Consider the following 14,741-nt stretch of genomic DNA (forward strand, 5'->3'; position numbering starts at 1 on the left):
GGTCCTTGAAGGAAGCATGAGCGCAGTACTCGACCACCATCGCCTCCGGCGTCGCGCAGAGGGTCTCGGGGTCGAAGGGGGAGGGGACCGGGGCCTGGAAGGGGGTGCGGGCGAACAGGCGCATGGCCGGGGTCTGGTCAAGCTGGCGGACGGCGTAAGCGACCTGGTCAATCCGGGCCCTCCCCGACACCGCCGCCTGGGCCAAGAGACGGAACTTCCCTGAGAGCCGGGCGATGGCGGCGATCGCGCTGGCGGTGTTGAAGGTGAAGTCGAACTGGGACAGGAGCAGGTCGCGGAGGGCGGAGAACCCGAACTCGGAGCGGTGCAGGTTCGCCTCCTTCATCGCGATCACCGCAGACAGGACCCGGGCGTGAAAGGCGTTGATGCCTGCGGCGGCCTCATCGAGGGTCGAGCGGATCGCCGCAGCTTGGGAGCGGCGGTCGGGGCGGGAGCCGGTGAGGGGGCTCGGGGTGGTGGTGGTGCTGGTGCAGTGGCTCATGGTTCCTTCGCCTCCCTTCCCTGTTCTCGAATGTCCTGCCAGTTTTCGGTTCCTTGTTCGTAGTTCAATGATGACAGAATGCTGTGCCGGTGTCATCACCCAACCGGGTGAACATTCCATGAGGGACACTCGCGCCAGGCCGTCACTCCACCTGGGGCGCAATGCAAACCAGGGGTCATATGAACCTCCGCCGCCCCTCCCCCCGCGCTGCCGGGCAGCCGCACCGCACACCCCACCACCACGAGACCCTTTTGTCGCCGCCCGCCTGAACCTCAACCAAGACGGCGCAGGAGGGCCTGGGTAGGCTGCGCTGCAACCGTCTTCGCGAGAAGCGCCGATGAAGGCCTAGCTTGATCCGATCCGACGCGTCTTGGTCCTCAATGCCGGTGCGGCCTTCACTCCTCCGGAGCATGTCGGTCCCACTTGGAAGTCTCGTTCGGTTTGGGAGAAGGCGTCTGCACCTCACTCGTCCTCGGCGCGGGCTGCCTGGCGATAGCGTTCCAGGGTCTCGACCGTCTGCCGCAGCGATCTCGGCTGGCCGAGCCAGCGCAGGCATTTCAGGGCGCTGGGCCGATGGTTGCCGCTCGTGGTGCGGATTTCGACGTCCCAGGTGCGGGAGTCGCCGCCGACTTCGATCGCCGTGATGTCGTTCCAGGCCAGGCGGATCTCGCTCATCGGTTGGACGAAGGTGACGCCTTCGTCATCGAGGATCATCTTGCAGCGCAGGCCGAAGGCGTTCCCGATGGCTGCGGCGACGATGACCAGGTAGAGGCAGCCGCCCAGCAGCGTCTCGATGATGCCCTCGTCGTTGCCTCCGATGATGAGGAACACCGGCACGGCGATGGACATGTAGCCGAGCAGGACGACGGCGATGAGCTTCCGCGCGAGCGCCGCGCGGCAGCGGAGGGTGAGAGGTTCGTCCACGACATTCGAGGATAGGAGCCGCCGCCCAGCGGGCAGGGCGTCGGCCCCGGACCTGCGTGGTCCGGGGCCGACGGTTTCCTGGTGGTGGTCAGACGTCGGATCGCTTGATGCGCCAGGCCGCCGCTCCGACGGTCGCGGCGATGTAGCCGCCGAACACCGCGAGTCCGGCCAGCGGCGAGAGCGTCCCATCCGCCTGCGTCACAGCGGTGAACGCGTTGCCGGCCTCGGAAGGCAGGTACTGGACGGCGTCGCTCCAGCTCTCCGGGATCAGCAGCGCGGCGACCATCGCGAGCAGGAACATGACGCCGAACAGTGTGGTGATCGCGCCCGGCGTGGAGCGCAGGAGCGCGCCGAGACCGAGGCCGAGGAGCCCCGAACCGGTGAGCAGGCCCGCGGTGCCGACGACCGCGCGTGTCACGCCCGGGTCGGACCAGGACGCGCCGCCGTCGCCGATGATCGCTTGGCCCGCAGTGAAGACGATGGCCGACGCGGCCAGCGCGACCGTGAAGACCACGACGGTGAAGACCGCGATCTTCGCCCACAGCATGGGCAGTCGCTTCGGCACGGCCGCGAGTGAGGAGCGGATCATGCCGGTGCTGTACTCGCCGGCCATGAACAGGACGCCGAGTGTGCCGAAGGCGAGCAGCGCGAAGTTCGTTCCGGTGAGGCTCGCGGAGATCGGATCGGTCGGTTCGTTGCCGGGAGGCCCGCCCGGTTCGGAGCCGTCGCCGAACATGGAGGAGGCGAGGAGGCCGAAGCCGATGAGGAGGACGACGGCGACGAGCAGGGTGATCACGGTGGAGCGCACGGACCAGAACTTGATCCATTCGCTCCTGATGACCCGGGCCTGGTCGACCCGCTTGCGGGGCCGGGCGGTCGCGACCGGTTCGAGCGTTGCCGTGGTCATCGTGCTTCTCCGATCAGCGTGGACTGGTATTCGACGGCGTCCTTGGTGAGCTCCATGAACGCCTCCTCAAGGGACGGCCGCACCACGGTGAGTTCGTGGATGGGGATCCCGGCGGCGGCGGCGCGGTCGCCGATGTCCTCGGCGCTCATGCCGGTGACCTCGAACAGGCCGCGGTCGACGCTGAGGACGGTGGTACCGGGGCCGGTGATGAGGTCGTGCAGGGCGTTGGCGTGGGGCGAGCGCACGCGGACGCTCTCGTTCGCGGCGGTCTCGATGAAGCCGCTCACGGAGGTGTCGGCGATCATGCGGCCCTTGCCGATGACGATGAGGTGCTCGGCGGTCAAAGCCATCTCGCTCATCAGGTGCGAAGAGACGAAGACGGTGCGTCCTTGCGAGGCGAGGTCACGCATGAGGTTGCGGATCCAGAGCACGCCTTCGGGGTCGAGTCCGTTCGTCGGCTCGTCGAGGATGACGACGTCGGGGTCGCCCAGGAGCGCGGAGGCGATCCCGAGGCGCTGGCCCATGCCGAGCGAGAACCCGCCGACCCGCTTGCGGGCGACCTGGTGGAGGCCGACGATGTCGATCACCTCGTCGACGCGTGACTTCGGGATGCCGGTGGTGGCCGCGAGCGCGTGCAGGTGCCGGTACGCGGAGCGCCCGGTGTGGACGGCCTTCGCGTCGAGCAGTGCGCCGGCCTGGTGGAGCGGGTCCGGGTGGTCCTCGTAGGGCCGCCCGTTGACGGTGGCGGTTCCGGCGGTGGGCCGGTCGAGGCCGAGGATCATCCGCATGGTGGTGGACTTGCCGGCGCCGTTGGGGCCGAGGAAGCCGGTGACGATGCCGGGCTTGACGGTGAAGGTGAGACCGTCGACGGCGGTCTGGTCGCCGTAGCGCTTGGTGAGGTCGTGTACTTCGATCATGCGGTCAAGTCTCGGATCCGGCGGCCGTAATCGTCGTCCTCCAGGCGCGGGCCGTCGAACTACCGCAGTTGCGGTAGACGCGCCGTGCACTGCTACTGCGCGTGGACGATGACCTGGGAACACGTGCGCGCGTACGATTTCGGCATGGCATGGGGGAAGGCTCGGGCGTGGGCGCGCAGGCACGCGGCGGTCATCGACGCGGTCTTCGCGGTCCTGTTCGTGGGCCTGTTCTTCATGGGCTATTTCTTCGGCGACAAGGACCACGGCCCCGGGCCCGGGCCCGGTCCGGGATTCGCCGTCGCCGACTCGGCTCCGGTGCACGTCATCGCGGGCGCGACGGCGCTGTTCGTTCTGGCGATGCGGCGGCGCTGGCCCGAGCGGCTGCTCATCCTCGACACCGCGGTCTCGGTCGGCGTCATGGCCGCCACCGGGTACCGCCATCCGCTGCTGATCGTGGCCTGGCTGATCGTCGCCTACACGTTCGCGCGGCGCACCAATCGGGGCCGGGCCTGGCTGGTCGCGGGCGTTTGCATCGCGGCCATGTACCTGGCGGCGGGGGTGTTCGGCGCCGGCGGATGGCTCGCTCCGGACAACTTCGGCGTCGCCGCGTGGTCGATCGCCGTCGTGGCGATCGGCGACGCCACCCGCAGCCGCCGCGCCTATATCGACTCGGTCGAGGAGCGCGCCCGTCGTGCGGAGGCGACCCGTGAGGAGGAGGCCCGCCGCCGGGTCGCCGAGGAGCGGCTGCGCATCGCCCGTGAACTCCATGACGTTGTGGCCCATCACATCGCGGTGATCAACGTGCAGGCCGGGGCGGCCGCACACGTGCTGCGGACGCGTCCGGAGGCGGTCGGCCCGGCGCTGGCCCACATCCGGCGCGCGGCGGACACGGTGATGCAGGAGCTGGGTTCGGTGGTCGGGGTGCTCCGAGGCGAGGACGAGCTCGACGAGCCCACCGAGCCGACCCGGGGCCTCGCCCGTCTCGCCGAGTTGCTGGACTCCTTCGCCGCCGCCGGGCTCCAGGTCGAGCACCGTCAGAGCGGCACCGCGCGCGACCTGCCCGCGGTGGTCGATCTGGCCGCGTACAGGATCGTGCAGGAGTCGCTGACGAACGCCCAGAAGTACGGCACCGGCCGGGCGCAGCTGGCGATCACGTACGCGCCGGAGTCGATCAGGATCGACGTGGGCAACGCGATCGACGAGGGCGCCAAGACGAACGGTTCAGGCTACGGACTGGTCGGGATGCGCGAACGCGCTGCTGCCACGGGCGGCACCGTCACCGCCGGAGCCGTGGACGGCCGTTTCGACGTCCACGCCGAACTGCCCGCCACCGTGAAGGAGACGTCGTGACCATCCGAGTCCTGCTGGCCGACGACCAGGCGCTCATCCGTGCGGGCTTCGCCATGATCATCGGCTCCGAAGCCGACCTGGAGATCGTCGGCGAGGCCACGAACGGCCGCGAAGCGGTCGAACTGGCCCGCTCCGAACGCGCCGACGTGGTCCTCATGGACCTCCGCATGCCCGAGGTCGACGGCATCGAGGCCACCGAGCGGATCGCCGCCGACGAGGACCTCGCGGGCGTGCGCATCCTCGTCCTCACCACGTTCGAGAACGACGACAACGTCGTCCTCGCCCTCCGCGCGGGCGCGAGCGGCTTCCTCGGCAAAGGCGTCGAACCCGCCGATCTCGTGCGCGCCATCCGGGTCGTCGCCGGGGGCGAGGCCCTCCTCTCGCCGAAAGCGACCCGCAGCATGATCGGCCGGTTCCTCAGCCAGAACGAACCGGGCCCGATCCCGACCCCCGAACCCCTTGCGGCCCTGACCGAACGCGAACGCGAGGTCCTCGCCCTCGCCGCCCACGGCCTCTCCAACGACGACATCGCCGCGAAGCTCTACGTCTCGCCGTTGACCGCCAAGACGCACGTCAACCGGGCCATGACCAAACTCGGCGCCCGCGACCGCGCCCAACTCGTCGTCATCGCCTACCAGACCGGGCTGGTCAGGCCGGGCGACCCGCTGCCCTAGAACGAACACCGCAAGCCCCGGCGGGCCGCCGCGAAGGACCGCCTCGGAGCCGCGGCCGCCACCACCGTGCACGTCGCGGCGCACCTGGCCGCGCGCAACCGCTGACCGTCACCGTCCTCAGCCTCCCGATTGCGCCCGTACCCGGGTGAAACGGGAGGTAGTGTCGGTGCGGGAGGGGTTGGAGCTTGGTTATGCGAACCGAAGACGCAAGGGTGATCGGCGATGGTGGACCTCGATTACGAGGCGCTGTTCGCGGCCGCACCCAGTCCGTATCTGATCATCGATCCGGACCTCGTCATCGTGGAGGTCAACCAGGCCTATCTCGCCGCCACCGCCCGCACCCGCGAAGACCTCATCGGGAAGCACATCTTCGTCGCGTTCCCCGACAATCCGGCCGACACCGCCGCCGACGGCGTGCGCAATCTGAACGCCTCGCTGCAGCGCGTCCTCGAACTGCGGCGGAAGGACGCGATGGCCATCCAGAAGTACGACATCCCCATCGCGGGTCGACCGGGGGAGTTCGAGGAGCGCTGGTGGTCGCCGATCAACGCGCCCGTCCTCGGCCCGGACGGCACGGTCGACCTGATCATCCACCGGGTCGAGGACGTGACCCCGTTCCTCAAGGCCCTCGCCTCCGGCGGCTGGCCCCCGGCCCGAGGGGCCGTCGACCGGGAGGCCGTGGTCGCCGAGCTCTACACGCGGGCCCGCGAACTGCAGCGCCTCAACGAGGAGCTGCGCCTGGCCCACACCCGCGAACGCCAGGTGGCCCTCACCCTTCAGGAGGCCATGCTGCAGGCACCGGACCTCGCCCTCCACGACAACGTCGCGCTGCGGTACCTGCCCGCCGCCGGTTCCCTGTCCGTGTGCGGCGACTGGTTCGACATGGTCGACCTGCCGGACGGCCGCTTCGGGGTGGCGGTCGGCGACGTGGTCGGCCACGGTCTGAAGGCCGCCGCCGTCATGGGGATGCTGCGCAGCGCCCTGAGCGCCACCATCCGGTCCCTGGAGCGGCCCGCCCAGGCGCTCGACGTCCTGAACCTGTACGCCCGCTCGATCGAAGGCGCGCAGAACACCACCGTCGTGTGGGCCATGGTCGACCCCCGCAGCAACCTCATCGTCTACAGCAGCGCCGGCCATCCGCCGCCGATCCTGGTGCACCCGGACGGCTCCTGCACCATGCTCGACCAGGCCGCCTATCCGCCCTTGGGCGCCCGCCCCCAGAACGTGCCGCACCCCCAGGCCGGGTTGGCCTATGACCGCGGCGACACGCTCGTGCTGTACACCGACGGGCTCTTCGAGCGCCGCGGCGAGGACATCGACGCGGGGCTGGCCCGCCTGGTCGACACCCTCGGCCGCCACGTCACCGAGAGCCCGGAACTGCTCGCCGACGACGTGCTGGCCGACCTCAGCGTGGCCGAGGGCGCTAGGGACGACATCGCCTTGCTCGTCGTCCGACTCTGAGCGCCGCCCGCGCGGTCAGACGCCCGTGAGCGCCGGTTCCTCTTGCGCCGCGACTGCACCGCGGTCCTTGCGCCGGAGGTTGAACGCCCCGATGGCCACCGCGATGACGGCGGCCGCGAGCGGGACCAGGAGCGCGGCCCGGTAGCCGTCGAGCAGTGCGCCGGGCTCGCTCGAAGCGGTCGCGGCGACGTTCACCGCTGCGACGCCCGCGAGTCCGATCGCCGCTCCGAACTGGAACGAGGTGTACAGGAGACCTCCGGCGAGCCCCTGCTCCGACTCCTCGATCCCGTTGGTGGCGATGATGGTCAGCGGGCCGTATGCGAGCGTGAACGCCAGGCCCATCGACACCAGGCTCGGCAGCATCGCCCAGTAGGAGGTGTCCGCACCGGCGGTCTGGAACAGCGCGAACGCGAGCGCCGCGAACCCGAGCCCGGCCAGGAGCACCGGGGCATTACCGAAGCGCCGCATCAGCTTCGGCGTCAGCGTCGGGGCGAGCGCCACGTCGACGCCGATGACCAGCATCGCCAGGCTCGCCTCGATCGTCGACCAGCCGCGCAGTTCCTGCAGGTACAGCACCACCAGGAACTGGAAGCCGAAGAACCCGGACATGAACAGCATCCCGATCAGGTTGGCGCGCACCAGTGAACCGGACTTGAGGATCCCGAGGCGCACCAGCGGAGCCGGGTGCCGCCGTTCGATCGCAATGAACAGCGCGAACAGCGCGAGGCTCGCCGCGACCGTCCCGGCCGTCCATTCCAGACCCACATGGGAGGCGCGCTCGACTCCGAGCACGAGCAGCACCACCGCCGCCGTGATCGTCAGGCCGCCGAGCACGTCGAAGCGCTGGCCGTCCCGTTCCGGGCGCGGCGACTTCGGGATGAGCACGAGCGCCGCGACCAGCAGCACCAGCGACAGTCCCACCGGCATGAAGAACACCCACCGCCAGTCGAGCGAGGTCAGCAGCCCGCCGATGACCATGCCGAGCGTGAATCCGCCCGCGCCGATCGCGCCGTAGACCGTCAGGGCCCGATCGCGTTTCGGCCCTTCGTCGAAGCCGGTGGTGATGATGGACAGGCCGGCGGGGGTCATGAACGCGGCGGCGAGGCCGGTGATGAACCGGGCCGCGACGAGCGTCGCCCCGTTCTCGGCGAGCCCGCCGAGGCCGGAGAACAGCAGGAACACGAGCAGCGCGACCAGGAACACCTGGCGGCGGCCGAGGAGATCGGCGGCCCGGCCGCCCAGCAGCATGAAGCCGCCGTAGCCGAGGACGTAGGCGCTCACGACCCACTGCAGCGACCCGGTCGAGAGGCCGAGTTCGGTGCGGATCGAGGGCAGGGCGATGTTGAGCATGGCGACGTCGATGCCCTCCAGGAAAATCGCTCCTGAAAGGACGAGCAGCACACCCCATTCACGGGCTTTCACAGGTGACTCCTTGGGAAGTGGAAATTTCCGTAGCCCGGCAATCATCGATCCGCCCGCGCGCGGGAACAACGGCGAAGAAAGCAACGTTCGGTAAGTCAGACTTACCGATGCGGAGGAGCCCGATGGAACGCGACGAACTCGAATGCTTCTTGATCCTGGCCGAGGAATTGCACTTCGGCCGCACGGCAGTGCGGATGCGGCTCTCCCGCGCCCGCGTCTCCCAGCTCGTCCAGCGCCTCGAACGCCGCCTCGGCGCGCCCCTCTTCGAACGCACCAGCCGCAATGTGCGCCTCACCGAACTCGGCGCGGGCTTCCGCGAGGAGGTCGAACCGCACCACCGCGCCATCGAACGCGCCCTCGCCCGCACCGCCGCGGCCTCGGTGGGACCCTCCGCGTCGGCTTCGTGAACTCCCTCACCGGCGAGATCGCCATCCGCGCCGTCGACCGGCTGCGCGCCGACCACCCCGAACTGGCCGTGGAGATCTGCGAGACCTCGTTCACCGACCCGTTCGCGCAGCTGCGCGACCGCTACTACGACGTCCAGTTCATGGAGTTCCCCGTCCGCGAGGACGACCTCGCCAAAGGCCCGACCCTCCTCACCGAGGCCCGCGTCCTGGCCGTCGCCACCGGCCACCCGCTCGCGAGCCGCCCCTTCCTCACCATGGACGACCTCGCCGAGACCGCCCTCCTCGCGATCGAAGGCGACCTCCCCGACTACCGCCGCGCCCCCGTGCGCACCCCGGACGGCCGCCCCATCCCCGCCGGGCCCGGCGCCACCAGTCTCCAGGAGGCCCTGATGCTCACGGCCGCAGGCAAAGGCGCGCTCCTCACCGGCGCCCACACCGCGGCTCACCAGCCGCGGACCGGCATCGCCTACGTCCAGATCCTCGACGCCCCGCCCGTCCGCTACGGCCTCGCCTGGCGCTCGGACGAACACACCGCCGCCGTCGAAGCCTTCGCCGTCCGCGTCGCCGCCGAGATCGAAGCAGGAGACCGCCTGATCACGGACTTCGCCAACGCCTGAGTTCGGCGCATTGACTTGATATTGATTGAAATCTATACTTTCTCTCGTGTGAGCGCTACCACAACGGGCGTGTGCACTGTTCGAAAGGGTTGGGATTCAAGCAAGAAGCAGCGGACTGGAGGGTGACCTATGCCCGAAGTTGACTACACACCGAAACTCATCAACTACAGAACGAGGAGCGGCGGGCAAGATCCTGCGACAGCCGCATTGGACGCACGGGATCGGCGGCTCTTCCGCCAGTTCGGATGGGGCCCCGCTCGGGCCGTTCCCCGAGTCGCGATCCACGAGATGATCGAGACACAAGCGGCCGCAGCGCCTTCGGCGACGGCCGCCGAGCACCGCGGCGAACGGATCACCTACGGCGAGCTCGAGCGGCACGCCAACCGGCTCGCCGCCCGCCTCGTCAAGGAGGGCGTCCGCCCCGGCGACCGCGTCGCGCTCGTCGTGCGGCGAGGGATCCCGATGGTGGTCGGCATCCTCGCGATCCTCAAAGCCGGCGCCGCGTACGTACCGCAAGACGCCAAGATGATCCGGAACCCGGTACTCCGGCACATACTCAGCACCACGCGCAGCACGATCGTGCTCACGCAATCCGATGCGCCCATTGCCATTCCGGCCGGGATCCTGGGCATCGACATCGACGAGGCCTGCGCCGAAGGCACCGATGTCCCGGCCCCGCGCATCGACGCCGACCCCGGGCGGGCCTGCTACGTCCTGTTCACCTCGGGCACCACGGGTTGCCCCAACGGGGTCGCGGTGACCCACGCGAACCTTGCGAACCTGCTCCTGACCGAACCGGGCGACCTCGGCATCAGGCCGGGAACGACGGTCGGCCAGATCCTCAACATCGCGTTCGACATGGCCGCGTGGGAGATCCTCGGCTGCCTCTCGCACGGCGGCACGCTGGTCATCCGCGGCGACGACATCGGCGAGACGGCGAGCAGGGTCGAAGTCCTGATCGCGACGCCGACGATCCTGTCCCGGATCGATCCCGACTCATGCGAACGGGTGCGGACCGTGGCCGTCGCCGGTGAGCCGTGTCCCCGGGCGCTCGCCGACCGATGGGCGCGGCGGTGCACGTTCTACAACGGCTGCGGCCCGACGGAGACCACCATCGTGAACACGATGCAGCGCCACCGCCCGAACGCGCCTCTCACGATCGGCAGGCCGACGCCCAACAACACCGTCTACATCCTCGACGAGCATCGCAATCCGTGCCCGATCGGCGAGGTCGGCGAGATGTGGGCGGGCGGCGACGGCGTTTCCGCGGGCTACCTCGCCAACCCCGTGCTGAACGCCGAACGGTATGCGCCCGATCCGTTCCTCGGCGGTGGCAGGAGCATGTTCCGCACCCGCGACCTGGGGCGATGGACCCTGGACGGCGAGCTCGAGCACTTCGGGCGCACTGACGACCAGGTGAAGATCCGCGGCTTCCGGGTCGAGCTCGACGCCGTGTCCGCGGTGCTGGAGGGCGTGCCCGGATGCGTCCGGGCGGCCACGGTCAGACTCGACGACCGCTCGCTGGCGTCGTTCGTCCAGCCCGCCACCGTCGATCCGGTGCTCGCACGGAAGATCGTGGCCGAGGCCCTGCCGTACTACTGCGTCCCTGAGTCCGTTCACCCGATGGAAGCGCTCCCGTTGACGGATCGCGGCAAGATCGACAAGCCGCGTCTGCTGCGACTCGCCCGGCTCGGACGGGAGGCGACGGCATGACGCAGCTGAAGAACGAAATCGTCGACGACGTCGAACTCCCGCCGCTCCTCCCGCTCGCGCGGCGCGCCTTCAAACATCCGGCGCTCATGCACTTCAACCGGTTGGCCGCCATCGTGATCGCGGTGAACCTGGCGGTCCTGATCGCAGTCGTCCCCGAGGGCGTCACGGCCGAGTTCGCCTCGCGCGCTGCGCTGTGCAACTTCGCCTTCGCGGTGCTCGTCCGCCGCCAGCGCCTCATCAACCTGCTGTTCCGGATGGCGACCGCCGCGCCGGTCACGTGGCCGCTCAAGGTGCGCTGGACGCTGGCGAAGGTGTATCACTTCGGCGGCATGCACGTCGGCGGAGCGCTCGCGGGCTCGCTGTGGTTCGGCGCGTTCGTCGCACTGGCCACAGTGGAAGGTGCACCAACTGATGCGCTGGTGCTGGCGTATCTGCTGGTAGGGATCTTCGCCGCCATGGTGGTGACCACGGTCCCGAAGCTGCGGGCCAGGCACCACAACCGGTTCGAGCTGGTCCACCGATTCGGCGGCTGGCTGTCGCTGGTGCTGCTGTGGGCCCTCCAGCTCGTGCAGGTCGGGCACAGCGGCGCGCCGCTGCTCTCCACATTGGAATTCTGGGTGCTGGCGGTCGTCTCCGCCGCGATCATCGCTCCGTGGACGCGGCTGCGCCGCGTCCCGGTGGACATCAAGCGGCCGTCGTCGCATGTGGCGATCGCGCGGTTCACACACGGCCGCAAGCCCTTCGCCGGCTCCTCGACCGCGATCAGCCGTTCGCCGCTGCTGGAATGGCATTCGTTCGCGAACATCCCCTCGCCCGGCGAGCACGGCTTCCGGTTGACGATCTCCCGCGCGGGGGACTGGACGGGCCGGTTCATCGACGACCTGCCGTCGCACGTGTGGGTCAAGGGCATCACGACCGCGGGCGTGGCGAACATCGAGGTTCTGTTCCGCAAGGTCGTCTACGTGGCCACGGGCAGCGGCATCGGCCCGTGCCTGCCGCACCTGCTGGCCCAGGAGGTCCCGGCGCTGCTGGTCTGGTCGACGCGCGCGCCGCGCGACACGTTCGGCGACGAGCTGGTCGACGAGATCCTCGCCGTCCAGCCCGAAGCGCGGATCTGGGACACCGCGCAGCACGGCAAACCCGACATGGTCCGCCTGGCCTGCGCGGCCTACCGCGATTTCGGCGCCGAGGCGGTCATCTGCATCTCGAACAAGAAACTCACCTGGCAGGTCGTCCACGGGCTCGAACGCAGGGGCATCCCCGCGTACGGCGCCATCTGGGACTCCTGAGGAAGGCAGACATCGTGCGACTGAAAATCGAACGCATCGGCCGGGTCGTGCGGGTCCGCCTGCACCGGCCCGAGGTCCTCAACGCCCTCGACGCCGCGCTCATGACCGAGCTGTGCGAGGCGCTGGCCCCGCTCGACACCGATCCCGGGGTCGGCTGCTTCGTGATCACCGGGTCCGATCGCGCCTTCGCGGCGGGCGCGGACATCACCGAGATGTCCGAGAAGTCCGCGGCGGACATGATTGCCGAGGACTACTTCGCGGGCTGGGAGTCCTTCGCGGCCTTGCGAACCCCGAAGCTCGCCGCCGTCGCCGGGTACGCGCTCGGCGGCGGCTGCGAACTGGCGATGATGTGCGACATGATCATCGCGGCCGACAACGCGACGTTCGGGCAGCCGGAGATCACCCTCGGCGTGATCCCCGGTATCGGCGGCACGCAGCGGCTGACGCGGCTCGTCGGGAAGGCCAAGGCGATGGACATGATCCTCACCGGCCGCCTCATCGACGCGCACGAGGCCGAGCGCATCGGCCTCGTCTCCCGGGTCGTCCCCGCCGATCGCCTTGCGGCCGAGACGGATGCGATCGCCAAGCAGATCGCTCGGTACGGCAAGCTCGCCGCGATGGCGGCCCGCGACTGCGTCGACCGGGCCCTCGAGACGGGTCTCGCCGAGGGGATCCGCTACGAGCGCAGGGCGTTCCACGCGCTCTTCGCAACGGAGGACCAGAAGGAAGGGATGCGCGCCTTCAAGGAGAAGCGGGAGGCGTCGTTCAACGGGAGATGAGCAGAGGGGCGCCGCGACCCGGTCGCGGTGCCCTCAACGCTGCAGGTACCGCTCGACGAGCCCCCACTGCTGCAGCTGCGCGACCTGGAGCCGCGACCAGGGCGACAGGTCGGAGTCCGCTCGCGTCGCCCGGTCGACGTACGCGGGCCAGTCGACCCACTCGTGCTCGGCGACCTCCTCGGCGTCCAGGGCGGGCTCGCCCGCGACGCGGCACAGGTAGACCGGGCAGATCTCGTTCTCGACCACGCCGTTCGACTCGGCCCGGTACCGGAAGGTCGGCAGCGCGCACACCAGGTCGCGGGCCTCGATCCCGAGCTCCGAGCGCAGTCGCCGGCCGACGGCCGCCTCCATGAACTCGCCGGGCCCGGGATGCCCGCAGCATGTGTTCGTCCACACCCCCGGGAACGCCCGCTTCCCCAGCGCCCGCCGGGTCACCAGCAGCCGCCCCTCGGGGTCGAACCCGTAACAGGAGAACGCGAGATGCAGCGGCGTCGCCGCCCCGTGCACCCGGTCCTTGCGTTCGCTTCCGATCGGCGCGCCGTCCTCGCCGAGCAGCACGACCTTCTCCGTCGCTTCCCTCACACACGCCCCCGTAGTCGATCGGGCACCGATGGTATCCCGCCCCTGGGCACCCCGCATCCGCCATCTGGGACGCCTGCCGCGACGGCGCTAGCATTGGCGGTCTTGCCCCGATTTCCCGCCCGGAGGACACACCGCATGCGACGCCTGTTCAGCTTCCCCAACCCCGTGAACGAGGTCTCGGCCCGACTCGTCGCCGGGGGCGTGGTCGCCATGAGCGCGGCCGCGCTCGCGTTCCAGCTCGAATGGCTGGTCGCCGTGATCGCGCTCGGCTTCATCGCCCGCGTCGCGTCCGGCCCGAGCCTCAGCGTCCTCGGCCAGCTCGTGACCAGGGTCGTCACACCCCGCCTCCCGGCCGCCCCGAAGATGGTCCCCGGCCCGCCCAAGCGCTTCGCCCAGGGCATCGGCGCGGTCTTCTCCGTCACCGCCGCGCTCCTGCTGCTCGTCTTCGACCTTCCCGTGGCCGGCTGGTTCGTGCTCGGCGCGCTGACCGTGGCCGCCTCGCTCGAGGCGTTCTTCGCGTTCTGCCTGGGCTGCAAGATCTTCGCCCTGCTCACCCGCGTCGGGCTCATCCCCGACTCGGTCTGCGAGGCCTGCAACGACATCCAGGCCCGCACCGAGGCGGCCCTGGAACGGGCCGCCGCCTCCAGCTGAATCTCGGCGGTTCAGTCGCCGCCGCTGCCGTTGTCCAGGGCACTGCCGTTGCCCATGGCGCTGTCGGCGTGCATGGCGCGGAGCAGGGCAGGGAGCCCGGCGGTGAGTCCGTCGCGTTCGGCCGGCGTCATCGCGGCGGTCCAGCGTTCGTAGCGCTCGTGCAGCACACCGGCGGCGCCGCGGTGGAGTCGCCGTCCCTCCTCGGTGATCTCGAGCCGGTAGAGCCGCCGATTCTCCGGGTCGCGCTCGCGTGTGAGCAGGCCGTCCGATTCCAGGTCGGCCACCAGACGGCTGACGCTGCTCTTCTCCAAGCCGAGGCGCTCGGCGAGCTCGCGCTGGGAGATCCCGGACCGGTGGTCGAGTTCATGCAGCGCGAACAGCTGCGACATGGAAAGGGCCCGTCCGGGGAACACTGCTTCGAGCAGCGCGAACTCGGCGGTCCGGACGAGGTCCATGAGCAGGTGGTGCAGGTGCTCGGCATCGGCCTTCATCGCCGCTCCTCCCGAATCGCAGGGTTGTGTGCTGCAACCATGCATCGTAGACTGATCT

General features: G+C 69.8%; 16 protein-coding genes. 9 read left to right on the forward strand and 7 right to left on the reverse strand.

The genetic code is table 11. From position 1 onward, the window contains the following. From JHY01_RS19365 to JHY01_RS19380, 4 genes are all read right to left on the reverse strand, one after another. Window positions 1–499, reverse strand: a 499-nt coding sequence (locus tag JHY01_RS19365) for a hypothetical protein (RefSeq protein ID WP_205327325.1), incomplete at its 3' end; no start/stop codon positions are given. Window positions 500–961: 462 nt separating this feature from the next. Beyond that, a complete protein-coding gene (locus tag JHY01_RS27860) occupies window positions 962–1,423 on the reverse strand; it encodes a PH domain-containing protein (protein WP_205327326.1) in 462 nt (153 codons plus the stop codon). An 88-nt stretch (window positions 1,424–1,511) separates the two neighbouring features. Continuing rightward, window positions 1,512–2,330: a hypothetical protein gene (locus JHY01_RS19375; RefSeq protein ID WP_205327327.1), complete on the reverse strand. Its 819-nt coding sequence runs from the start codon at window positions 2,328–2,330 to the stop codon at window positions 1,512–1,514. Next, the gene (locus JHY01_RS19380) at window positions 2,327–3,247 is read right to left on the reverse strand and encodes an ATP-binding cassette domain-containing protein (protein ID WP_205327328.1); all 921 of its coding nucleotides are present in this window, start codon (window positions 3,245–3,247) and stop codon (window positions 2,327–2,329) included. Before JHY01_RS19380 ends, JHY01_RS19375 begins: the two co-directional genes overlap by 4 nt. A 144-nt stretch (window positions 3,248–3,391) precedes the next feature. Here JHY01_RS19380 and JHY01_RS19385 point away from each other — a divergent pair, with 144 nt between their 5' ends. The 3 genes from JHY01_RS19385 (at window position 3,392) to JHY01_RS19395 (ending at window position 6,732) form a co-directional block, all read left to right on the forward strand. After that, complete coding sequence (locus JHY01_RS19385) at window positions 3,392–4,597, forward strand: sensor histidine kinase (RefSeq protein ID WP_205327329.1); 1,206 nt, start codon at window positions 3,392–3,394, stop codon at window positions 4,595–4,597. Further along, on the forward strand, window positions 4,594–5,271 hold the full coding sequence (locus tag JHY01_RS19390; protein WP_205327330.1) for a response regulator transcription factor: 678 nt from the start codon (window positions 4,594–4,596) through the stop codon (window positions 5,269–5,271). The genes JHY01_RS19385 and JHY01_RS19390 overlap by 4 nt, the downstream gene beginning before the upstream one ends. Before the next feature lie 222 nt (window positions 5,272–5,493). Further along, entirely contained in the window at window positions 5,494–6,732 is a 1,239-nt protein-coding gene (locus tag JHY01_RS19395; protein ID WP_205327331.1) for a PP2C family protein-serine/threonine phosphatase, read from the forward strand. A gap of 15 nt (window positions 6,733–6,747) precedes the next feature. On the opposite strand, the gene JHY01_RS19400 is transcribed toward JHY01_RS19395, so the two are convergent. Continuing rightward, window positions 6,748–8,154 carry an MFS transporter gene (locus JHY01_RS19400; protein ID WP_205327332.1) on the reverse strand — a complete coding sequence of 469 codons (1,407 nt, stop codon included), beginning with the start codon at window positions 8,152–8,154 and terminating at the stop codon, window positions 6,748–6,750. Between the two features lie 122 nt (window positions 8,155–8,276). On the opposite strand from JHY01_RS19400, the gene JHY01_RS19405 reads away from it, so the two are divergent. The 5 genes from JHY01_RS19405 (at window position 8,277) to JHY01_RS26875 (ending at window position 12,959) form a co-directional block, all read left to right on the forward strand. Further along, window positions 8,277–8,561 (forward strand): LysR family transcriptional regulator, encoded by a 285-nt coding sequence (locus JHY01_RS19405; protein WP_205327333.1) that lies wholly within the window; start codon window positions 8,277–8,279, stop codon window positions 8,559–8,561. Next, on the forward strand, window positions 8,558–9,178 hold the full coding sequence (locus JHY01_RS19410; protein ID WP_205327334.1) for a LysR substrate-binding domain-containing protein: 621 nt from the start codon (window positions 8,558–8,560) through the stop codon (window positions 9,176–9,178). Before JHY01_RS19405 ends, JHY01_RS19410 begins: the two co-directional genes overlap by 4 nt. Window positions 9,179–9,466: 288 nt before the next feature. Then, window positions 9,467–10,891, forward strand: coding sequence for an amino acid adenylation domain-containing protein (locus JHY01_RS19415; RefSeq protein WP_205327335.1), 1,425 nt, complete (start codon window positions 9,467–9,469; stop codon window positions 10,889–10,891). Continuing rightward, complete coding sequence (locus JHY01_RS26870) at window positions 10,888–12,180, forward strand: hypothetical protein (protein WP_240193000.1); 1,293 nt, start codon at window positions 10,888–10,890, stop codon at window positions 12,178–12,180. Before JHY01_RS19415 ends, JHY01_RS26870 begins: the two co-directional genes overlap by 4 nt. 14 nt (window positions 12,181–12,194) lie before the next feature. Further along, entirely contained in the window at window positions 12,195–12,959 is a 765-nt protein-coding gene (locus tag JHY01_RS26875; protein ID WP_307814502.1) for an enoyl-CoA hydratase-related protein, read from the forward strand. 33 nt (window positions 12,960–12,992) lie between these two features. Here JHY01_RS26875 and idi read toward each other — a convergent pair whose 3' ends face one another. Beyond that, on the reverse strand, window positions 12,993–13,541 hold the full coding sequence (idi, locus tag JHY01_RS19425) for an isopentenyl-diphosphate Delta-isomerase (RefSeq protein WP_307814503.1): 549 nt from the start codon (window positions 13,539–13,541) through the stop codon (window positions 12,993–12,995). Window positions 13,542–13,676: 135 nt separating this feature from the next. On the opposite strand from idi, the gene JHY01_RS19430 reads away from it, so the two are divergent. Then, complete coding sequence (locus JHY01_RS19430) at window positions 13,677–14,192, forward strand: DUF4395 domain-containing protein (RefSeq protein WP_205327337.1); 516 nt, start codon at window positions 13,677–13,679, stop codon at window positions 14,190–14,192. Window positions 14,193–14,203: 11 nt separating this feature from the next. Here the strand turns inward: JHY01_RS19430 and JHY01_RS19435 are convergent, their stop codons facing one another. Further along, on the reverse strand, window positions 14,204–14,683 hold the full coding sequence (locus JHY01_RS19435; RefSeq protein ID WP_205327338.1) for a MarR family winged helix-turn-helix transcriptional regulator: 480 nt from the start codon (window positions 14,681–14,683) through the stop codon (window positions 14,204–14,206). Between the last annotated feature and the right edge of the window lie 58 nt (window positions 14,684–14,741).

Origin of the sequence: Glycomyces sp. YM15, assembly GCF_016918015.1 — a bacterium.
Classification (GTDB): Bacteria; Actinomycetota; Actinomycetes; order Mycobacteriales; family Micromonosporaceae; genus Glycomyces.